Raw genomic sequence first — 19941 nt, forward strand, 5'->3', positions numbered from 1 at the left:
GATGCACGTCGAACTGACCGCGGCGCAGAAAGAACTGCGCGCCGAACTGCGCGCGTACTTCGCCGGGCTGATCAGTCCCGAAGAACGGCAGGCGATGCGGCGCGAGCGGCACGGGCCGGTGTTCCGCGAGATCGTCCGCCGGATGGGCCGCGACGGCCGGCTCGGCGTCGGCTGGCCGGTCGAGTACGGCGGGCAGGGCTTCGGCGAGATCGAACAGCACCTGTTCGTCGACGAAGCCGTGCGCGCCGACGTCCAGCTGCCGTCGGTGACGCTGCAGACCGTCGGGCCGACGCTGCAGCAGTTCGGCACCGACGAGCAGAAGGCGTTCTTCCTCCCGAAGATCCTCGCGGGCGAGATCCACTTCGCGATCGGCTACACCGAGCCGGAAGCGGGCACCGACCTCGCGGCGCTGAGGACGACCGCGGTGCGCGACGGCGACGAATACGTCGTCAACGGCCAGAAGATCTTCACCACCGGCGGCCACGACGCCGACTACATCTGGCTCGCCGTCCGGACCGCGCCCGACGCGCCGCGGCACAAGGGCATCTCCATCCTCATCATGGACACGAGCGACCCCGGCTATTCGTGGACGCCGATCATCACGTGCGACGGCGCCCACCACGTCAACGCGACGTACTATTCGGACGTCCGCGTGCCGGTGAACCGGTTGGTGGGCAAGGAGAACGAGGGCTGGCGGCTGATCACCACGCAGCTGAACCACGAGCGCGTCATGCTCGGCCCGGCCGGGCGGATCGGCGGCCTGTACGACCGCGTGCGCGCCTGGGCCACCGCCCACGGCCTGCTCGACCTCGCCGACGTCCGGGCCGTGCTGGCCGACGCCCTGGCGGTGACGCGGGTGAACGAGCTGCTGAACTGGCAGGTCGCGGTGTCCTCGGCGAGCGCGCCGGTGGCCGTCGCGGACGCGTCGGCGACCAAGGTGTTCAGCTCCGAGGTCATCCAGCGGATCGGCCGGAACCTCGAAGAACTGGTCGCCCGCCACGGCGATCTGTCCGATCCGGACACCGCCGAGCTGGCGGAGTGGCTGGACGTCTCCGCCAAGCGCAACATCGTGCTGACGTTCGGTGGCGGGGTCAGCGAAATCCAACGGGAGCTGATCGCCTCGATCGGCCTGGGCCTGCCGAGGGTGCCGCGATGACCGACATCTTGACGACCGCCGAGGAGATCGCCGCCCGCGGGGAGTGCGCGCCACGGCTCGCGCGCGACCCCGTCAACCAGGCCATGGTGAACAACTGGGTCGAGGCGATCGGGGACACCAACCCCGTCTACACCGACCCGGAGTTCGCCGCGAACAGTGTCCACAAGGGACTGGTCGCGCCGCCGGCGATGGCGCAGGTGTGGACGATGGGCGGGCTCAACGTCCCGCGGGGGAGCGACGACCCGCTCGGCCTGATGATGGAACTCCTCGACGACGCCGGGTTCACCTCCGTCGTCGCGACGAACTCGGAGCAGACGTACCACCGCTACCTGCGGCCGGGCGAGCAGGTCGAGGCGCGGACCCGGCTGGAGGACGTCGTCGGTCCGAAGAGGACCGCGCTCGGCGAGGGCTGGTTCGTCACCACGCGGATGACCTGGTACGTCGGCGAGGAAGCCGTCGCGGAGATGATGTTCCGCGTGCTGAAGTTCCGCCCGCCGGCGCCGAAGCCGCCGCCCGCGCCGGTGCTGCGGCCGGTGATCAGCAAGGACACCGAGTTCTTCTGGGAAGGCCTCCGCCAGGGGGAGCTGCGCATCCAGCGCTGGGGCGAGACGCTGCGGCACCCGCCGGGGCCGATGCCGCCGGACGGCGCGCTCGACGCGAAGCCGGACTACGTCGTCGCGAGTGGCCGGGGGACCGTGTTCTCGTACGTCGTGCACCACCACCCGCCCGTGCCGGGTAAGGAGCTGCCGTTCGTCGTGGCCCTGGTGGAGCTGGAAGAAGGGGTCCGGGTGATGGCCGAGCTGCTGGACGCGGCGCCGGAGGAAGTCCACATCGGACTGCCGGTGGTGGCGGCGTTCGTCCGCGTCGACGACGACCTGACGCTGCCCGCGTGGAAGGTGGCCCGATGACCGTCGCCGAAGGGACCGAGCTGCCGCCGCTGACGATCGAGGCGACGCCGACGTTCGTCGTCAGCACGGCGCTGGCGACCCGCGACTTCCAGGACGTGCACCACGACCGCGACGCCGCGGTGGCGCGCGGCTCGAAGGACATCTTCCTCAACATCCTCACCGACACCGGCCTGGTGCAGCGGTTCGTGTCGGACTGGGCCGGGCCGGAGGCGCTGATCCGGTCGATCAAGATCCGGCTCGGCGTGCCCTGCTACGCCTACGACACGCTGACGTTCACCGGCCGGGTGGTGTCGGCTTCGGGGCGTGACGTCGTCGTCTCGGTGTCCGGAGTGGACAGTCTCGGCGAGCACGTCGCCGGGACGGTGGAGGTGACGCTGCCGTGACGCTCTCGGGTCGGGCGGCCATCGTGGGGATCGGCGCGACGGAGTTCTCGAAGGACTCCGGGCGCAGCGAACTGCGGCTGGCGGCCGAATGCATTTCGCACGCACTGGCGGACGCGGGGCTGACGCCGTCCGATGTGGACGGCCTGGTGTCGTTCACCATGGACGGCAACGCGGAGATCGCGGTCGCGCGGGAACTGGGGATTCCCGAACTCAAGTTCTTCAGCCGCATCCACTACGGCGGCGGCGCGGCGGCGGCCACGGTGCAGCAGGCCGCGATGGCGGTGGCGACCGGCGTCGCGGACGTCGTCGTCGCCTACCGGGCGTTCAACGAACGCTCGGGGATGCGGTTCGGGCAGGTGTCCTCGGCCGCGGCCGGCCAGGTGAACTCGTCCGGGGTGGACAACGCGTTCCACTACCCGATGGGCATCGCGACCCCGGCGGCCACCGTCGCCATGGTCGCCCAGCGGTACCTGCACGACTACGGCGCGACGAGCGAGGACTTCGGCCGGATCGCGGTGATCGACCGCAAGCACGCGGCGACCAACCCGAACGCGTGGTTCCACGAACGGCCGATCACCCTCGAGGAGCACCAGGCGTCGCGCTGGGTGGCCGAGCCGCTGCACCTGCTCGACTGCTGCCAGGAAAGCGACGGCGGGGTCGCGCTGGTCGTGACGAGTGCTGCCCGGGCGCGGGACCTCGCTCAGCCGCCGGCGGTGATCGCCGCGGCGGCGCAGGGGAGCGGGCCGGACCAGTACGTGATGACCAGCTACTACCGCGACGACCTGGCCGCGCTGCCGGAGATGGGCGTCGTCGGGCGGCAGCTGTGGGGGCAGTCGGGCCTCGGACCGTCCGATGTGGACGTGGCGGTGCTGTACGACCACTTCACGCCGTACGTGTTGATGCAGCTGGAGGAGCTGGGCTTCTGCGGGCGCGGCGAGGCGAAGGACTTCATCGCCGGCGGCACGCTGGAGCTCGACGGCGCGCTGCCGCTCAACCCGCACGGCGGGCAGCTCGGCGAGGCCTACATCCACGGCATGAACGGCATCGCCGAGGGCGTCCGGCAGCTGCGCGGCACGGCGGCCAACCAGGTCGCCGGCGCGGCGCGGGTGCTGGTCACGGCCGGTACCGGGGTGCCGACGAGCGGGCTGGTCTTGACGAGCGGGGTGTAGCGGGCCGTCGCTCTTGTGGGTCAACGGGCTTCACCTCATTGACGGCTGGTGCGTGCCGGGTCGGGGTGTCACGGTGGAATGACCAGCCCGCGACGCAGAGTGAGGCCCGAGATGTGTGACTTGCGGATCCCCGGCGCACGGTTCGCCGGTTGACGATGGGCTGGGCGCTGACGGCGGCGTTCGCGGCGCTGGCGTTGCCGTGCGTGCTGCGGCTGGTCCGCCTCGACTACACGAGGCTGGGCGTGGCGGTCCGCCACGGCGACCTGGCGGAGCTGCTGCTGGTGGTCGCGATGGTGGCGATGCTGTCCCCGGTGGGCGGCCCGATCCCGGCGGCCGGCTGGCAGGCGGTGCTGGCGTTGACGGCGGGCTGGTTCGCGGCGGCGTGGTGGCGAGGGGGCCGGGGCTGCGCCCACCACGCGCTGTCCGCGGCGGCGATGTTCTACATGGTCACGGCGATGCCCCACGGCGGGATGGACCACGGCCCGTGGCTGACGATGTCCACAATGGACTCCCGGCTGGCGTTGCCGGTGGTCGCGGTGGTGGCGGCCGGGTATTTCGTGGTGGACGCGGCGTGGTCGGGGGTGGGGGTGCTCCGCGGCGCGGCGGGGACCGCGCCGGGTGAGATGGCTGGTGTGGGAGTTGTGACCGGTGCCGCGCCGGTGCGGGCCGGGCAGGCTTCGCGCGCGGTCTGCCGGGCGGCGATGGGGGCGGGGATGGGCTACCTGCTGCTGGCCGCGGCTTTGTGAGGCGAGCGTGGTTCGCCGGAGTCGGCTACCGCAGCGGCTGCGCCGGAGCCGCTCGCTCAGGGGCCGCCCCGAGGCCGAATGGGCTCGGGCCTCGATCCGGCGGATCTCGCCGAGCGGCCCTGGGGCCGGACCGGCCGCTAGCTCAGCCTTCAACCCGCCGGACCTCGCCCAGCGGCCCTGGGGCTGGACCGGCCGCCCGCTCAGCCTTCGACCCGCCGGACCTCGCCCAGCGGGCTCTCATCCGCGGCCGGGAGGGAAGCCGCCGGGTGGTCGGCCGTCCACTGGGTTGCCGCCGCGATGTCGGCCTTCAAAGCCGTGATCAAGTCCTCCGCCGACGAGTACCTCTGCTGCTCCCGCAGGTGCGACCCCAGCCACACCACGAGCGTCTCGTCGTACAAGTCGCCCTTGAAGTCCAGTATGTGGGCCTCCAGCAGCCGGTAGCCGTTCGCTCCGTAGTACGTCGGGCGGCGGCCGACCGAGATCGCCGCCGGGAGGTGCGTCCCGTCGTCGCGGCGGACCCAGCCCGCCCACACGCCGTCGCCGATCGAGCCGGCCTGGTCGCGCAGGGCGATGTTCGCCGTGGGAAAGCCCAGCTCACGGCCTCGCTCGTCGCCGTGCTCGACCGTTCCCCGCACCACGAAGTATTCGGAAGTCACCCCTCCACGGTAGCGGGCGACGGCCGGGACGGTCTCACGAAGTGGGCACCAGCACCGTGTCCGCCAGCACCGGCGCGTCGTCGCGCGCAGGAGCGGTCGTCGTCACGAGCAGCCGATCGGCCGAGCGCCACACCCGCGTCCGGAGCGTCTCGCCCGGGAACACCACCCCGGCGAACTTCGCCGAGAACGACGCCACCCGCGCCGGGTCGCCGTCCAGGAGCTCGTTGACCAGCACCCGCGCCACGACCCCGTACGTGCACAGCCCGTGCAGGATCGGCCGGTCGAACCCGGCCGCCCGGGCGAACGCCGGGTCCGCGTGCAACGGGTTCCGGTCGCCGCACAGCCGGTACAGCAGCGCCTGCTGCGGCAGCGTCGGCGTCTCGAACACGAAGTCCGGCTCGGCCGTGGGCCACTCGACGCGGTCCGACGGACCCCGCGAGCCGCCGAACCCGCCCTCGCCGCGGGCGAAGATGCTCGACCGGGCCGTCCACAGTGGATCGCCCGACGACGACGTGACCGCCACCTCCTGGATCACCACGGCGGCCTTGCCCTTGTCGTACACGTCCGCGATCCGAGACTTGGCCACCGCCTTGCCCGACGTGGGGATCGGCCGGTGCAGGGTGATCTCCTGCTTGCCGTGCAGGACCTTCGCCAGGTCGATCTCGACGCCGGGGAACGACACCGCCGGCGGGTCGAAGACGCGCAGGTTCGCCGCGACCGTCGCGAACGTCGGCAGCACCACCAGGTCCTGCTCGTAGGTGTAGCGCAGCTCGTCCGGGCCGGCTCCCAGCGCGAGGTGGTAGAGCAGCACGTCCGACGACGTCCAGGCGAAGTTCACCTCGCCGATCTCGGCACCGATGGCGACCGCGGGGTCGATGGGCACGCGGGTGCTCCTATTCGTAGCTGATCGAGACGTCGTCGGTGACCGGCAGCGACTGGCAGGCCAGCACGATGCCGTCCGCGATGTCCTCGGCGTCCAGGACCTCGTTGTGCAGCATCTTCACCTCACCCGACACGATCCGGCACGCGCACGCACTGCATTGTCCCTCGCGGCACGAGTACGGCGCGTCGAGACCCGCGTCCAGCAGGTGGTCCAGCAGCTTCCGCTGCCGCGGCCACGCCATCGACCGCGTCTCCCCGTCGAGAGTCACGGTCAATGCCGCCGGAGCCGAATCCGACTCCGGAACGGGCTCCTCGGCGACGGCTTCGAACGGGTTCCCGGTCAGCGACGTGAACTTCTCGACGTGCACCCGGTCGCGCGGCACGCCGAGCTGCCCGAGCGCCTCGCGCACGGCGGCCATGAACGGCGCCGGACCGCACAGGAACGCCTCATGAGACGTATACGCCGAAGCCAGCCCGCGCAGCTGCGCGACGTCCGGCAGCCCCTGGACGCTCTCCAGCCAGTGCACGACGACCAGGCGGTCGCCGTACCGCTTGGCCAGCGACGCCAGCTCGCCCGCGAAGATCACCGAGTTCTCGTCGCGGTTCGCGTAGACCAGGACGACCCGGCCGGACCCGGTTTCCAGCGCCGTCTTGAGGATCGCCATCACCGGCGTGATGCCGCTGCCGCCGGCGAACAGCAGGAAGTCCTCGTCCACCGACGCCGGGCAGAACACGCCCGCCGGCGCGAGCACGTCGACCTGCATCCCCGGGCGAAGCGACGAGCACACCCAGCTCGACCCGTACCCGCCGTCGGTGCGCTTGACCGTCACCTGCACGCGGTTCTCGTGCGGCGCGCTCGACAGCGAGTAGCACCGCGCCACCGAACCGGTCCGGTCGCTGGGGATCTTCAACGTCAAGAACTGGCCGGCCGTGTAAGTGAACGCCGAAGCGTGCTCGGGCGGGATCTCGAAGACCACCGACCGCGCGTCCGGCGTCTCGACGACGACGTCGGCGACCGTCAGCGTGTAGACCCGCTCACCCATCGGCCACCGCCAGCGAGCCGTCGCGCACCGCGTCGCCGATGCTGTCGGCCAGCTTCGGGCACGTGTCGAGCAGCGCCGACGGGCCGTCCGCGTCCGCGAACACCGGGCACGTCTCGGCGGGCCGGGACGTCCACTGGATGCTCGTGTGCTGGATGCTGTTCTTCTTCACCAGCACGCACGTCCCGCAGCTGCGGCACTCGTGCGGCCGCAGCCCGCCCGACAGGAACTCGGTCTGCTCGGCGGTGGTCACACTTCCGCCTCGGTCTTCTGGCGGGCCAGGTTCTCCGCCACCTCGGCCGCCCACGCCTCGTTGGCCTTCGAAGTGTCCACTTCGAACTCGAAACGCCGGGTCATGTCCTCGGTGACGTCGGCCGCGTCGACGTAGAACTGCTGGTACCACCGGCGAAGCTGGTAGACGGGACCGTCCTCTTCGCACAGCAGCGGGTTGTCGATCTGCGTCTTGTGCTTCCAGATCTCGACGTCCTGCAGGAACCCCGCGCCGATCCCGCGGGCCAGCTTCGCCGCGATCTTGTCCGCGTGCTCGTCGGTGAGGCCGTGCTGCTTCTTGACCTTCATGCCGTACTGCAGCACGAACGACGTCGGCGTCACGGGGTAGTGGCAGTTGATGAGCACGCTCTCGATCTCGTAGCCCTGGAACGAGTTCACCAGCTTGTTGATCATGTAGGACGGCCCGAAGTACGACGCCTCCGAACGCAGCAGGTTGTCCTCGCCGCCGTAGTTCGACGCCATGCCCATGTCCGGGCGGCCCTTGGTGTTGAGGTACTGCGTCGCGATGTGGCCTTCGAAAACGTTCTTGAAGTACGTCGGGTAGGCGTAGTGGATGTAGAAGAAGTGGGCCATGTCGACGACGTTGTCGATGATCTCCCGGCAGTTCGAGCCGTCGATGAAGATCTCGTCCCAGGTCCAGTTGCTCCACTCGGCGCTGTCGGCGGCCTCGATCCGCGGGATGGCCAGCTCTTCCGGCGGCGGGTTGCCTTCCGGGTCGTGCCAGACCATCAGCTGGCCGTTCTGCTCCGACACCGTCCACGACCGCGTCCGCGCGCGCAGCGGAACCCGCTTGGCGTAGGGGATCGAGACGCACTTGCCCTTGCCGTTCCAGCGCCAGTCGTGGAACGGGCACGCGACCTCGTCACCCTTGACGCTGCCCTGGGTGAGGTCCCCGCCCATGTGCCGGCAGTAGCCGTCGAGGACGTTCAGCGCGCCCTTCGAGTCGGCGAACACGACGAGCTTCGTGCCGAACGCCGTGATGGCGTGGGGTTTCCCGTCGCGGAAGCGCTCGGCCAGGCCGAGGCAGTGCCAGCCGCGCGCGAACCGGGTCGGCGGCTCACCGGCGTAGATCGTGCGTACTGACTCCTGCGTCATCGCTCGCCTCCCGTGGTCCCTTGATCTTCGTGCGCCAGCCGCGTCGCCGCAAGGTAGCCGAACACCATGGCCGGGCCGATGGTCGCGCCCGGCCCGGCGTACGTCCGGCCCATCACGGCCGCGCTGACGTTGCCCGCGGCGTAGAGGCCCGGTACGACCGAGCCGTCCTCGCGCAGGACTCGTGCTTGTTCGTCGGTCCGCAGCCCGCCCTTGGTGCCGAGGTCGCCCGGCACGATCTTCACCGCGTAGTACGGCGCTTTGTCGAGCGGGCCGAGGCTGGGGTTGGGCTTGTTGCGCGGGTCGCCGTAGTAGTGGTCGTACTTGCTGACGCCGCGCTGGAAGTCTTCGTCGACGCCGTTGCGCGCGAAGCCGTTGAAGCGCTCGACCGTCGCGGCGAGGCCTTCCGGTGGAACGTCCATCTTCGCGGCCAGGCCTTCCAGGGAGCCCGACTTCACCGCGATCCCGGCCTTGAACCAGCGGCCGGGCAGCGGCTGGCGCGGCCCGACGCCGGTGAACATGTACCGGTCCTTGTAGCGCTGGTCGAACACCAGCCAGGTCGGGATGTGCTCGCCCGGGCCGTCTCCGGAGCCGTACATCGCGTGCACCGCCTCGACGTAGGGCGCCGACTCGTTGACGAACCGCTGCCCGCGCGCGTCGACCATGATGCAGCGCGGCCGCGACCGCTCGGCCAGGGCGAACCACGGCCCGCCGGTGAGCGGCAGCGACGGCCCCCACCAGGCGTCGTCCATCAGGTCGAGGGCGGCGCCGAGCTTGAGGCCGGCGGTGATGCCGTCGCCGGTGTTGGCGGCCGCGCCGACGGTCCAGTCGATGCCGATGGGCGCGCGCTGGTACTTCTCGCGCATCTCGAGGTTCTGCTCGAAGCCGCCGCTGGCGAGGATGACCCCGCGCCGGGCCCCGACGACCCCGTCCGCGGTGACGACGCCGGTGACGCGGTCGCCTTCGACCCGCAGGTCGACCAGCGGCGTGTTCAGCCGGACGTCGACTCCGGCCCTGGTCAGGCCCACCCGCAGCCCGGCCGCAAGCGCTTGCCCCATGCTCAGCAGCCGCTGCCCGCGCAGGCGTCCGACCAGCCACTGGACGCCCAGCGACAGCAGCCGGACGGCGCCGCGCGGGTGCCGCGCGAGGAGGCTCAGCCAGCGGTAGTCGGCCTGGGTGATCGGCACACCGAGCGGGGGAGCGCTGTACGGCGGTTCGAGGTGGGCCAGCTCGTCGCCGAGCAGCTTGCCGTCGAAGGCCATCGGCTCGACCGACCGGCCGCCGGGCCGCCCGCCGGGCGCTTCGGGGTGGTAGTCGCTGTAGTCGCGGACCCACCGGAACTTCAGCGGCGTGTGGTCGCAGACGAACTTCAGCACCTCGGGGCCGTGGGCGAGGAACGTGTCGCGCCGGACGGCCGGGACGACGTCGCCGACGATCGAGGCCAGGTACTCGCGCGCCCGCTCGGGTGGTTCGTCGATGCCGGCGGCGCGCAGCGCGTGGTTGCCCGGCAGCCAGACCCCGCCGCCGGAGCGCGCGGTCGAGCCGCCGAAGCAGGCCGCCTTCTCCAGGACGACGACGCTCAGGCCGGCTTTCGCCGCGGCCAGCGCGGCGGTCATCCCGGCGGCGCCGCTGCCGACCACGACGACGTCGAACTGCTCCGTCATGCCACCTCACTTGTAACGTGTTCCACGAAATGAGTATCCAGTTGGGAGCCGCTTCGGCAACCATAGACGAGAACGTGTTTCAGTTCTAGGGTACCGACCATGGACGAGCTCTTCGCGGACGTGGTCATCGTGGGGTTCGGGGCGGCCGGCGCCTGCGCCGCCCTCGAAGCGGCCGACGCGGGCGCCGAGGTCATCATCGTCGAACGGTTCGCCGGCGGCGGCGCGAGCGCGGTCAGCGGCGGCGTGGTCTACGCGGGCGGCGGCACCGCCCAGCAGCGCGACGCGGGCGTCGACGACTCCGTCGACGCGATGTACGCCTACCTGCGGCTCGAGGCCGGGGACGTCGTCTCGGAACGGACGCTCCGCCGGTTCTGCGAGGGCAGCCGCGAAATGATCACCTGGCTGGAGGCCAACGGCGTGCCGTTCGAAGGCAGCCTCTGCCCGTACAAGACGTCGTACCCCAGCGACGCCCACTACCTGTACTACTCCGGCAGCGAGGCCGCGGGCGGGTTCCGCGACGCGGCGAAGCCCGCCCCGCGCGGACACCGGGTCAAGGGGCCCGGGACCTCGGGGAAGACGCTGATGATCCGCCTCAAGGAGGCCGTGCGCGAACGCGGGATCCGGGTGCTGACGCAGACGCACGTCCGGAGCCTGGTGCAAGAGGACGGCCGCGTCACCGGGCTCGTCGCCGACTCGCTCAACGACGCGCCCGCGCGGGTGCGCGCCCGGCACCAGCGGCTCGCCCAATATGCCGCGAAGCCCGGGATCTACGTGCCCTCGCTGCGCAAGTCGCTGCACCGGCGCGTCGAACGCCTCGAGCGCGCGCACGGCCGTGAGCTGCGGATCACCGCCCGGCGCGGGGTCGTGCTCGCCGCGGGCGGCTTCATCGCGAACCGCGAGATGGTGCGCGAGCACGCGCCGAAGTACCGCGGCGGCCTCGCGCTCGGCACGTCCGCCGACAACGGGTCGGGCATCCGGCTCGGCGTCGAGGCCGGGGGCGCGACCGGCGAGCTGGGCCGGATCTCGGCCTGGCGGTTCGTCACGCCGCCGAGCGCGTTCCTCGGCGGGATCATCGTCGACGCCGGGGGACGGCGGGTCATCGACGAGTCCCGGTACGGCGCCGCCGTCGGCGAAAAGCTGATCGAAGAGCACGAGAGCAAAGGCTGGCTGCTCGTCGACGCGCCGATCGTCGCCGAGGCGCGGCGGGACGGCCGGAAGCAAAGCCAGTGGTTCCAATGGCTCCAGCTGCGCTACCTGCTGCGTCGCGGCCGGGTCATCGGTGCGACGGTCGAGGAGGCGGCGCGCAAGGCCGGCGTCGACCCGCAGGGGCTGCGCGCGAGCGTCGAGGCGTACCACGGGGCCGAGGACCCGATGGGCAAGCCGGCCGAGTTCGCGCGGCGGCTCGAGAACCCGCCGTTCTCGCTCATCGACATCTCGGTCCGGCCCAACCTGGGGTATCCCACGCCGATGCTGACCCTCGGCGGCCTGGTCGTCGACGAGGACACCGGCGCGGTGCGGAACGCGGCGGGGGAGCCGATCGCCGGGCTGTACGCGGCCGGGCGCACCGCGGTGGGAATCTGTTCCAGGTCGTACGTGAGCGGCCTCTCGCTGGCCGACTGCGTGTTTTCCGGCCGCAGGGCGGGGATCAACAGTGCCCTGGCGCAGGGTGTTCTCGACAAAAACGAGAACGTGTTCTAGTCTTGGCGCAGCATCTTCTGGGGTCGAACCCCAGACCCCGCCGGGGGCGAGCCCCCTGGACCCCCCCAAAGCGGGTGAGAGAGAGGAACTGCGCATGAGCGAGCAGGTGATCGCCGGGGTCCGGGACCTCCTGCCGGTCCTGCGGGAACGGGCCCAGGACACCGAGGACGCGCGGAACGTGCCCGAGGAGTCCGTCAAGGCCCTGCAGGAGACCGGGTTCTTCAAGATGCTGCAGCCGAAGCCGTTCGGCGGGCTCGAAACCGACCCGGTGAGCTTCTACACCGCGGTCAAGCTGATCGCGAGCGCGTGCGGGTCCACCGGCTGGGTCGCCTCCATCCTCGGCGTCCACCCGTGGCACGTGGCGCTGTTCGACCAGCAGGCGCAGCAGGAGGTCTGGGGCGAGGACGAGGACGTCCGGATCTCCTCGTCGTACGCGCCGATGGGCAAGGCGGAGGTCGTCGACGGCGGCTACCGGCTGTCCGGCCGCTGGAGCTTCTCCTCCGGTTCCGGCCACTGCACGTGGGTGCTGCTCGGGGGACCCGCGTTCAAGGACGGGAAACCCGTCGACTTCTGCACGTACCTGCTGCCCATCGCGGACTACACCATCGTCGACGTCTGGGACACCGTGGGCCTGCGCGGCACCGGCTCGAACGACATCGTCGTCGAAGACGTCTTCATTCCCCAGCACCGGGCGCTGAGCTTCATCGCGACGTCGAAGTGCAAGGTGCCGGGCCAGGCGGTCAACCCCGGTCCGCTGTACCGGCTGCCGTACGGCTCGGTGCACCCGTCCACGATCACCGCGCCGATCATCGGCATGGCCCAGGGCGCCTACGACGCGCACGTCGAGCACCAGCGCAAGCGCGTGCGGGCCGCGTACGCCGGTGAACAGTCCAAAGAGGACCCGTTCGCCAAGGTGCGGATCGCCGAGGCGGCCAGCGAGATCGACGCCGCCTGGCTGCAGCTGACCCGCAACATCGAGGAGCTGTACGAGCTCGCCAAGCGCGAGGAACGGCTGCCCGCGGACCTGCGGCTGCGCGTCCGGCGCGACCAGGTGCGCGGCACCGAACGCGCGATCTCCGCGATCGACCGGCTCTTCGAGAACTCCGGCGGCCGCGCGATCCAGCGCGGCACGCCGATCCAGCGCTTCTGGCGCGACGCGCACGCGGGACGCGTCCACGCGGCCAACGACGCCGAGCGCGCGTACGTCATGTTCGGCACCGGTGCCTTCGGGCTCCCCGTCGAGAACGCGATGTACTGATGGCCGCACCGGAAGGCAAGTACGTCCAGGCCGGGTCGCTGAACCTGCACTACCACGAAGCCGGCGCGGAACACGCCGAGACGGTCATCCTGCTGCACGGCGGCGGGCCCGGCGCGTCGGCGTGGAGCAACTTCGGGCGCAACCTGCCCGAGTTCGCCAAGCACTACCGGACGATCGCCGTCGACCAGCCCGGCTTCGGCCGGTCGGACAAGCCGGCCGAACACCCGCAGTACTTCCGCCACAGCGCGGACGCCGTCGCCGGCCTGATGGACGCCCTCGGCATCGAACGCGCGCACTTCGTCGGCAACTCCCTGGGTGGGGGAGCCGCGGTGCGGTTCGCGCTCGACCACGGCAAACGCGCCGGGCGGCTGGTGCTGATGGGCCCGGGCGGGCTGAGCGTCAACCTCTTCGCGCCCGACCCCACCGAGGGCGTCAAGAACCTCGGCAAGTTCGGCGCCAAGCCGAGTCGCGAGCGCATGGAAGCGTTCCTGCGCATCATGGTCCACGACCAGGCGCTGATCACCGACGAGCTGATCGACGAACGCTTCGCCGCGGCGAACACCCCGGAGTCCCTGGCCGCGATGCGCGCGATGGGCATGTCGTTCGCCCACCCCGAAACCTACGAAGAAGGCATGCTCTGGCGCGAAGCCCACCGGCTGCGCCAGCGCGTGCTCCTGATCTGGGGCCGCGAGGACCGCGTCAACCCGTTGGACGGCGCCTTGGTGGCCTTGAAGACGATTCCGCGCGCGCAGCTGCACGTGTTCGGCGGCTGCGGGCACTGGGCCCAGCTGGAGAAGTTCGACGAGTTCAACCGGCTGGCCCTCGACTTCCTCGGGAGTTCCTGATGGGCATCCGGTCACTGGGCTACCTCCGCGTCGAAGCCACCGACATGGCCGCGTGGCGCGAGTACGGGCTCAAGGTGCTCGGCATGGTCGAAGGCAGCGGTACCAACCCGGACGCGCTCTACCTGCGCATGGACGACTTCCCGGCGCGCCTGGTCATCTCACCCGGGTCCGCGGACCGGCTGGCCGTCACCGGCTGGGAGGCGGCCAACGCCGCCGAGCTGGCCGAGATCCGGTCGCGTTTGGACAGTGCCTCGGTGCCGTACAAGGAAGGCACGCCGGAGGAGCTGGCCGACCGGCGCGTCGACGAGCTGATCAGCTTCGACGACCCGTCCGGGAACACCCAGGAGGTGTTCCACGGCGTCGCGCTGCAGCACCGGCGGGTGGTGAGCCCGTACGGCCACAAGTTCGTCACCGGCGAGCAGGGCCTCGGCCACGTCGTTTTGTCCACAAAGGACGACGAGGCGTCGCTGCGGTTCTACCGGGACGTCCTCGGCTTCCGGCTGCGCGACTCGATGCGCCTGCCGCCGCAGATGCTCGGCCGGCCCGCCGACGGGCCGCCCGCGTGGCTGCGGTTCTTCGGCTGCAATCCCCGCCACCACAGCCTGGCGTTCCTGCCGATGCCGACGCCGTCCGGGATCGTGCACCTGATGGTCGAGGTCGAGAACACCGACGACGTCGGCCTGTGCCTCGACCGCGCGATCCGGCGGAAGGTGCCGATGTCGGCCACGCTCGGCCGGCACGTCAACGACCTGATGCTGTCGTTCTACATGAAGACCCCCGGCGGCTTCGACGTCGAGTTCGGCTGCGAGGGCCGGCAGGTCGACGACGACAACTGGATCGCCCGCGAGAGCACCGCGGTCTCCTTGTGGGGCCACGACTTCTCGGTCGGCGCGCGGCCGCCCGGCTCATGACGTCGGTGGCGGTCGACCAGACCGAGTTCCGCAGTGTGCTCGGGCACTTCTGCACGGGCGTCACGGTGGTCACCGGCCGCGACGGCGACACCCTCGCCGGGTTCGCCTGCCAGTCGTTCGCGGCGCTGTCGCTGGACCCGCCGCTGGTGCTGTTCTGCCCGGCCCGGACCTCGCGAACCTGGCCGGTGCTCGCGGCGGCGGGCCGGTTCGCGGTCAACGTGCTGGCCGAGGACCAGCAGGAGGTCAGCGCGGTGTTCGGCGCCCGCGGCGAGGACAAGTTCGCCCGCGTCGGCTGGACGCCCGCGCCGTCCGGGGCGCCGCTGCTCGACGGCGCGCTGACGTGGATCGACTGCGCGCTGGAAGCGGTCCACGAGGCCGGCGACCACTACGTCGTGATCGGCCGCGTGACCGCGCTGGGCGCGCCTTCGGACGCCCGGCCGCTGCTGTTCCACCGCGGCCGGTACTCGGTCACCGAACCGGTGCGGGACCCGCTGACGGCGCTGATGCCCTGGCCACGGCCGGACGACTGGCTCTGACGTAACGGGTGCGGGGCCGCGGGCGACTTCCCGGGAAGTCGTCGCCCGAGGAGGATTTCCGTGCAGCTGTCCGGTTTCCCGGCCGCCGAGGTGGAGTTCGACCGGACCGGCGAGCTCGTCGGCGACCGGGGTGAAGCCGTCCGGGCGCTCGCGGCCGACCCGGCGGTCACGGACCTCGTCGTCCTGACCCACGGCTGGAACGACGACCACCTCGTCGCGCGGCTGCTGTATTCGGCGCTGGCGGGGTCGCTGCGCGCGGTTTCGGGCGATCCGCCGGGCCGCCGGCTCGCGTTCGCGTGCGTGCTGTGGCCGTCGCGCAAGCTCGCCGAGGGCGGTTTGGCGGAGCGGCTGGACCTGCTGCGGGACCTGGTGCCCGGGCAGCGGCTCACCATCGACGCCGCGGCCGACCTCGTGCCGGCGCTGGCCGCCCGCGCGACCGCGCGCACGGCGTTCGCCGCGGCCCTGCTTTCGGCCGCGGCCCGCGGCGCGGACGACCACGAAGACGCGTCGACGCAGCTGTTCACCCTCCCCGGCGGCACGGTGATGGACCGCCTCGGTGCCGACGCGGCCGCGCACCTGCTGGACTTCCTCGCCTACTACGAGATGAAGGCCCGCGCGGGTTCGGTGGGCGTCCGCGGCCTGGCGCCGCTGCTGGCGGCCTTCGCCGGGCCGAGGGTTCACCTCGTCGGCCACAGCTTCGGCGGCCGGCTCGTCACGGCGGCCGCGAACGCGTGCCCGGCGGGGTCCCTGGCCACGCTGACCCTGCTGCAGGCGGCGTTCCCGCACGACGGCTTCGCCGGGTCGTTCCGCCGCGTCGTGGCCGAGGGCGTCGTGACCGGGCCGATCCTCGTCACGCACTCGGCGCGCGACGCCGCCGTCGACCTCGCGTTCGCGATCGCGTCCCGGATCGCCGACGCCGGGTCCGGCAGCTACGGCGCGATCGGCCGCCACGGCGCGCAGCGGACCGCCGAGGCCGTCGCGGCGGAGCTGTTGCCGGTGAGCGGGACGTACCGGTGGCGGCCGGGCGTCCCGCACAACCTGCTGGCGGATCGGTTCGTCCGCGGCCACACGGACGTATGCGGGCCGCAGATCGCTCACGCGCTGTCGTCGGCGATCGCGGCGAGTTGATCGATCGGGTGGTTGTGCAGGGGTTCACAGGTGGGCCGCGTCCCATTCACGAGAGTAAGCCGAGCCTTCGCGGGCACACTGGTACCCAGTTGATGCTTTTCCTGGGAGGAGTGTGTCGCGCATGCGTGGGCCCAGCGGACGGATTGCCCGGTTCCGGCGCCGGTTGCACCCCGGCCGCAACCCGCTGACCAGGTTCGGCGACCGCTTCGAGGCCGCCCTGCTGGTGCTGGTCTTCGCGGGCGCGCTGCTGGCGCTGCCGTTCGCGGCGGCGTTCGGCTCCGAGACCTACGCCGCGCAGACGGCCCGCGCCGAGCAGGAGCGCACGACCCGCCACCCGGCGACGGCGGTGTCCCTGGCGGCGGCGCCCAACCAGACGTACAGCACCGACGGCGCGGGCGCCCCGGCCGACCAGACAACGGTCCAGGCGGCCTGGTTCGACGCGCGCGGAGCCCGCCACACGGGCGACGTCCTGGCGGACGCGGGCAGCCCGGCGGGAACGCACGTGTCAGTGTGGCTGGACCAGCGTGGCGAGCTGACGAACGAGCCGCTGTCGCCGTCGACGTCGGCGGCCGACGGGGTCTTCGCGGCAATCCTCCTGTGGGTGGCGATCACGGGCACGCTGGCCGGTTTGTACGGAATCGGCAGGTTCGCCGTAGGCCGCCTCCACGCATCGGCGTGGGACCGAGCTTGGGCCGAAGCCCGCCACGACAGCCGGTTCTGACGAATCCGTCCTGATGCGCTGAGCGTCCGACTTCCGTAACGAACGCCCGCTGATCCTCACGGCCCTCTTGTTCGTGCTGACCATTCTCGCCCGGATCGAGCGGCGCTTGCCCGAGCGATCCGCCGCTCGGGTGTACGAGGCCACCCGCAAGGCCACTGAAAGCGCCCGGCGGCGGATCTACGTCACCTACTTCCGGTCGACGAGCCCGACCGCCCTGGACGCCGCGGCGCAGCGGCACTTCAAAGCGTGCCGAAAGTGGGCTGCCAGCTCGCCGGAGCACGTTTTTCGGCGAGTGCTGCTCAATTCGGACAACCCGTCGATGATCGACCACCTTCGGCAAGGGCTCTCGATGTGGGTGCGCCAGCGGACCGGCCGGATCGTCGGCATCGAAATCCGCAGCCGTGAGGTCGTCCGCGACTGCGAGTGCCTCGCGTCGCAGCCCGAGGGCGGCTGACCTCACTTCCAGCGGAAGTGCACGAACACCCGGCCGAAGTTGTCCTTGTCCTTCTCGACCCGGTGGTAGAGCGCCTTCACGTCCTTGCGCTCCAGGAACCGCAGCACGTGCTTCTTCAGCTGACCTGACCCCTTGCCGGGGATGATCTCGACCAGCGGTGCCTTCTTGGCGACCGCCTCGTCGATGATCGCGCGCAGCGCTCGGTCGATCTCGCCGCCTCGGTTGTAGATGTCGTGGAGGTCCAGCTTCAGCTTCACAGCGCCTGCCACCAGCCGTCGACCGCTGGGGGCTCGCTCACGTCGATGCGCTCGCCCGGGCGGGGGATCGCCAGCGGCAGGTCCGCCGCCTTCGCCTCGCGCCACACCCGGTCCGCCGGCTCGCCCCACGGGTGCATCGCCAGCTGGAACGTCGCCCAGTGGACCGGGACCAGCAGCTTCGCCCGGACGTCGATGCCCGCCGCGACGCCTTCCTCCGGGGTCATGTGGATGTCCGGCCACTGCGGGGCGTACGCGCCGATCTGGATCAGGGCCGCGTCGAACGGGCCGTGCGCCTCGCCGATCGCGGCGAACCCGTCGAAGTAGCCCGTGTCGCCGCTGTAGAACACCCGGTGCGCCGGCCCGAGGAGCGCCCACGACGTCCACAGCGTGTCGTCGTTGGTGATGCCGCGGCCGGAGAAGTGCTGGGCCGGGGTCGCCACGAACCGGACGCCCGCGACCGTCGCCTCGTCGTGCCAGTCCAGCTCGATGATCCGGGACGCCGGGACGTGCCAGCGTTCCAGGTGCGCGCCCACCCCGAGCGGGACCAGGAACGGCGCTTCCGACGCCGCCACCAGCTCGCGGACGGTGGCCAGGTCCAGGTGGTCGTAGTGGTCGTGCGAGATCACCACCGCGTCGACCCGGCCGAGGCCGGACAGCGGGACCGGCGGCTCGTGCAGCCGCCGGGGGCCGGCGAACGCCGCGGGCGACACGCGGTCGCTCCACACCGGGTCGAGCAGGATGCGCGCGCCGTCCAGCTCGACCAGTGCCGACGCGTGGCCGTACCAGGTCAGGTGCAGGCCCTCGGCCGCGTCGACCGGCGCCGACGCGACCAGCGGCACCGCCCCGGCGGGTTTGCGCAGCTCGCGGTGCTCGCCGAAGAACATCTCGCGGAAGATGGTCCGCATCGACGCCGCGGTCATCGGGTGCCGCGGCGCGGCGTTGCGGAACACCTTGCCGTCGAACTGCGGCGACGCGCGGACCCGCTCGGCCCGCGCGCCGGTGGCTTTCGCGCCGAACGCCGCCGGCAGGTCCCGCAAAGCCGCGATCGTCTTCCTCATGCCCCGAGTCTACGAACGGTTCCTGAGAGGCGCCCCAGCTTCATGCAGGTGGGTGAGGGCCTGCCGGTAGGACTCGACCAGGCTCGTCTGCAGGTAGGGGATGCCCAGCTCGGCGCAGTAGCCCTGGACGATCGGCTGCGCCAGCCGCAGGTGCCGCGACGGCATGCTCGGGAACAGGTGGTGCTCGATCTGGTAGTTGAGGCCGCCGAGGGCGACATCGGTGACGACGCCGCCGCGGACGTTGCGCGACGTGAGGACCTGCTTGCGGAGGAAGTCCAGCTCGGGGCGCCCGGTCAGCGTCGGCATGCCCTTGTGGTTGGGGGCGAAGATCGATCCCATGTAGACACCCCAGAGTCCTTGGTGGACGGCGAAGAACAGCAGCGCCATGCCGGGGGAGAGCACCGTGAACAACGCGGTGAGGTAGACGACGAAGTGCGTGGCGAGCAACGCGGCTTCGACCCCGCGGCGGCGCAGGCCCGGCTTGCGCACCGCGCGGATCCCCGAAACGTGCAGGTTCAGGCCTTCGAGCGTCAGCAGCGGGAAGAACAGGAAAGCCTGGTACCGCCCGATGAACTTCGCGACGCCGCTCGCGTTGCGCGCCTGGTCCTTCGACCACACGAGGATGTCGGGATCGACGTCCGGGTCGAGCTCCTCGTGGTTGGGGTTGGCGTGGTGGCGGGTGTGCTTGTCCATCCACCAGCCGTAGCTCATCCCGATGCCGAGGTTGCCGGCGAGCATCCCGGCGATCTCGGTGGGCCGCCGGCGCCGGAACACCTGCTTGTGCGCGAGGTCGTGCGAGAGCAGGGCGATCTGCGCGAACATGACCGCCTGGAAAGCGGCGACGGCCAGCTGCCACCACGAGTTCCCGAGCAGCGCGAAGGCGACCCACCCGGCCGCGAACAGCCCGCCGACGACGGTGAACCGGGCGGTGTAGTAGCCGGGCCGCCGCACCATCAGGCCGGCGGCGGAGATGCGGTGGCTCAGCCGGGCGAAGTCGCTGCCGGTGCTGATCTCTGTCGTGGTCACACCCCGAGTGTTCGCGGTAGGGGGCCCGCACCGGAACCCGGACGGCACCAGGCAATTTCGGG

At 71.4% G+C, this 19941-nt stretch carries 22 protein-coding genes; 13 read left to right on the top strand and 9 right to left on the bottom strand.

What is annotated here, in order from left to right; all coding sequences use genetic code 11:
• Window position 1: 1 nt before the first annotated feature.
• The 5 genes from ACIRSS_RS01880 to ACIRSS_RS01900 all read left to right on the top strand — a co-directional run bounded on the left by ACIRSS_RS01880 (window position 2) and on the right by ACIRSS_RS01900 (window position 4362).
• Window positions 2-1156, top strand: a complete 1155-nt coding sequence (locus tag ACIRSS_RS01880) for an acyl-CoA dehydrogenase family protein (RefSeq protein ID WP_400889513.1) — start codon at window positions 2-4, stop codon at window positions 1154-1156.
• Window positions 1153-2064 carry a bifunctional MaoC family dehydratase N-terminal/OB-fold nucleic acid binding domain-containing protein gene (locus ACIRSS_RS01885; protein WP_400889515.1) on the top strand — a complete coding sequence of 304 codons (912 nt, stop codon included), beginning with the start codon at window positions 1153-1155 and terminating at the stop codon, window positions 2062-2064. The genes ACIRSS_RS01880 and ACIRSS_RS01885 overlap by 4 nt, the downstream gene beginning before the upstream one ends.
• Window positions 2061-2447, top strand: coding sequence for a MaoC family dehydratase (locus ACIRSS_RS01890; RefSeq protein ID WP_400889517.1), 387 nt, complete (start codon window positions 2061-2063; stop codon window positions 2445-2447). The genes ACIRSS_RS01885 and ACIRSS_RS01890 overlap by 4 nt, the downstream gene beginning before the upstream one ends.
• Window positions 2444-3616 (top strand): lipid-transfer protein, encoded by a 1173-nt coding sequence (locus ACIRSS_RS01895; RefSeq protein ID WP_400889519.1) that lies wholly within the window; start codon window positions 2444-2446, stop codon window positions 3614-3616. The genes ACIRSS_RS01890 and ACIRSS_RS01895 overlap by 4 nt, the downstream gene beginning before the upstream one ends.
• A gap of 155 nt (window positions 3617-3771) precedes the next feature.
• Entirely contained in the window at window positions 3772-4362 is a 591-nt protein-coding gene (locus tag ACIRSS_RS01900; protein WP_400893342.1) for a DUF5134 domain-containing protein, read from the top strand.
• A 200-nt stretch (window positions 4363-4562) separates the two neighbouring features.
• On the opposite strand, the gene ACIRSS_RS01905 is transcribed toward ACIRSS_RS01900, so the two are convergent.
• Genes ACIRSS_RS01905 through kstD form a run of 6 tightly spaced genes read right to left on the bottom strand, consistent with a single transcriptional unit; the run spans window position 4563 to window position 9987 of the window.
• Entirely contained in the window at window positions 4563-5018 is a 456-nt protein-coding gene (locus ACIRSS_RS01905) for a riboflavin kinase (protein ID WP_400889521.1), read from the bottom strand.
• Between the two features lie 34 nt (window positions 5019-5052).
• The gene (locus ACIRSS_RS01910) at window positions 5053-5901 is read right to left on the bottom strand and encodes a MaoC/PaaZ C-terminal domain-containing protein (protein ID WP_400889523.1); all 849 of its coding nucleotides are present in this window, start codon (window positions 5899-5901) and stop codon (window positions 5053-5055) included.
• 10 nt (window positions 5902-5911) lie between these two features.
• Window positions 5912-6943, bottom strand: coding sequence for a 2Fe-2S iron-sulfur cluster-binding protein (locus ACIRSS_RS01915; protein WP_400889525.1), 1032 nt, complete (start codon window positions 6941-6943; stop codon window positions 5912-5914).
• Window positions 6936-7193, bottom strand: a complete 258-nt coding sequence (locus tag ACIRSS_RS01920; RefSeq protein ID WP_400889527.1) for a hypothetical protein — start codon at window positions 7191-7193, stop codon at window positions 6936-6938. The genes ACIRSS_RS01915 and ACIRSS_RS01920 overlap by 8 nt, the downstream gene beginning before the upstream one ends.
• Window positions 7190-8326, bottom strand: a complete 1137-nt coding sequence (locus ACIRSS_RS01925; RefSeq protein WP_400889529.1) for a Rieske 2Fe-2S domain-containing protein — start codon at window positions 8324-8326, stop codon at window positions 7190-7192. The genes ACIRSS_RS01920 and ACIRSS_RS01925 overlap by 4 nt, the downstream gene beginning before the upstream one ends.
• The gene (kstD, locus tag ACIRSS_RS01930) at window positions 8323-9987 is read right to left on the bottom strand and encodes a 3-oxosteroid 1-dehydrogenase (protein WP_400889531.1); all 1665 of its coding nucleotides are present in this window, start codon (window positions 9985-9987) and stop codon (window positions 8323-8325) included. Before kstD ends, ACIRSS_RS01925 begins: the two co-directional genes overlap by 4 nt.
• Window positions 9988-10086: 99 nt before the next feature.
• On the opposite strand from kstD, the gene ACIRSS_RS01935 reads away from it, so the two are divergent.
• From ACIRSS_RS01935 to ACIRSS_RS01970, 8 genes are all read left to right on the top strand, one after another.
• On the top strand, window positions 10087-11685 hold the full coding sequence (locus tag ACIRSS_RS01935; RefSeq protein WP_400889533.1) for an FAD-binding protein: 1599 nt from the start codon (window positions 10087-10089) through the stop codon (window positions 11683-11685).
• 94 nt (window positions 11686-11779) lie between these two features.
• Window positions 11780-12943: a 3-hydroxy-9,10-secoandrosta-1,3,5(10)-triene-9,17-dione monooxygenase oxygenase subunit gene (hsaA, locus tag ACIRSS_RS01940; protein ID WP_400889535.1), complete on the top strand. Its 1164-nt coding sequence runs from the start codon at window positions 11780-11782 to the stop codon at window positions 12941-12943.
• Window positions 12943-13788, top strand: a complete 846-nt coding sequence (gene hsaD, locus ACIRSS_RS01945) for a 4,5:9,10-diseco-3-hydroxy-5,9,17-trioxoandrosta-1(10),2-diene-4-oate hydrolase (RefSeq protein WP_400889537.1) — start codon at window positions 12943-12945, stop codon at window positions 13786-13788. Before hsaA ends, hsaD begins: the two co-directional genes overlap by 1 nt.
• A complete protein-coding gene (gene hsaC / locus ACIRSS_RS01950; protein WP_400889539.1) occupies window positions 13788-14699 on the top strand; it encodes an iron-dependent extradiol dioxygenase HsaC in 912 nt (303 codons plus the stop codon). Before hsaD ends, hsaC begins: the two co-directional genes overlap by 1 nt.
• Window positions 14696-15235, top strand: a complete 540-nt coding sequence (gene hsaB, locus ACIRSS_RS01955; protein WP_400889541.1) for a 3-hydroxy-9,10-secoandrosta-1,3,5(10)-triene-9,17-dione monooxygenase reductase subunit — start codon at window positions 14696-14698, stop codon at window positions 15233-15235. Before hsaC ends, hsaB begins: the two co-directional genes overlap by 4 nt.
• Before the next feature lie 60 nt (window positions 15236-15295).
• A complete protein-coding gene (locus ACIRSS_RS01960) occupies window positions 15296-16363 on the top strand; it encodes an alpha/beta fold hydrolase (RefSeq protein WP_400889543.1) in 1068 nt (355 codons plus the stop codon).
• 121 nt (window positions 16364-16484) lie between these two features.
• Window positions 16485-17084, top strand: coding sequence for a hypothetical protein (locus ACIRSS_RS01965; RefSeq protein ID WP_400889545.1), 600 nt, complete (start codon window positions 16485-16487; stop codon window positions 17082-17084).
• A gap of 73 nt (window positions 17085-17157) precedes the next feature.
• On the top strand, window positions 17158-17538 hold the full coding sequence (locus ACIRSS_RS01970) for a hypothetical protein (RefSeq protein WP_400889547.1): 381 nt from the start codon (window positions 17158-17160) through the stop codon (window positions 17536-17538).
• 2 nt (window positions 17539-17540) lie between these two features.
• Here ACIRSS_RS01970 and ACIRSS_RS01975 read toward each other — a convergent pair whose 3' ends face one another.
• Genes ACIRSS_RS01975 through ACIRSS_RS01985 form a run of 3 tightly spaced genes read right to left on the bottom strand, consistent with a single transcriptional unit; the run spans window position 17541 to window position 19879 of the window.
• Window positions 17541-17795, bottom strand: a complete 255-nt coding sequence (locus tag ACIRSS_RS01975) for a Smr/MutS family protein (RefSeq protein ID WP_003092780.1) — start codon at window positions 17793-17795, stop codon at window positions 17541-17543.
• Complete coding sequence (locus ACIRSS_RS01980; protein WP_400889549.1) at window positions 17792-18853, bottom strand: MBL fold metallo-hydrolase; 1062 nt, start codon at window positions 18851-18853, stop codon at window positions 17792-17794. The genes ACIRSS_RS01975 and ACIRSS_RS01980 overlap by 4 nt, the downstream gene beginning before the upstream one ends.
• A 9-nt stretch (window positions 18854-18862) precedes the next feature.
• Entirely contained in the window at window positions 18863-19879 is a 1017-nt protein-coding gene (locus ACIRSS_RS01985) for a fatty acid desaturase family protein (protein WP_400889551.1), read from the bottom strand.
• Window positions 19880-19941: the final 62 nt, after the last annotated feature.

It is taken from the genome of Amycolatopsis sp. NPDC101161 (assembly GCF_044768185.1).
GTDB lineage: Bacteria > Actinomycetota > Actinomycetes > Mycobacteriales > Pseudonocardiaceae > Amycolatopsis.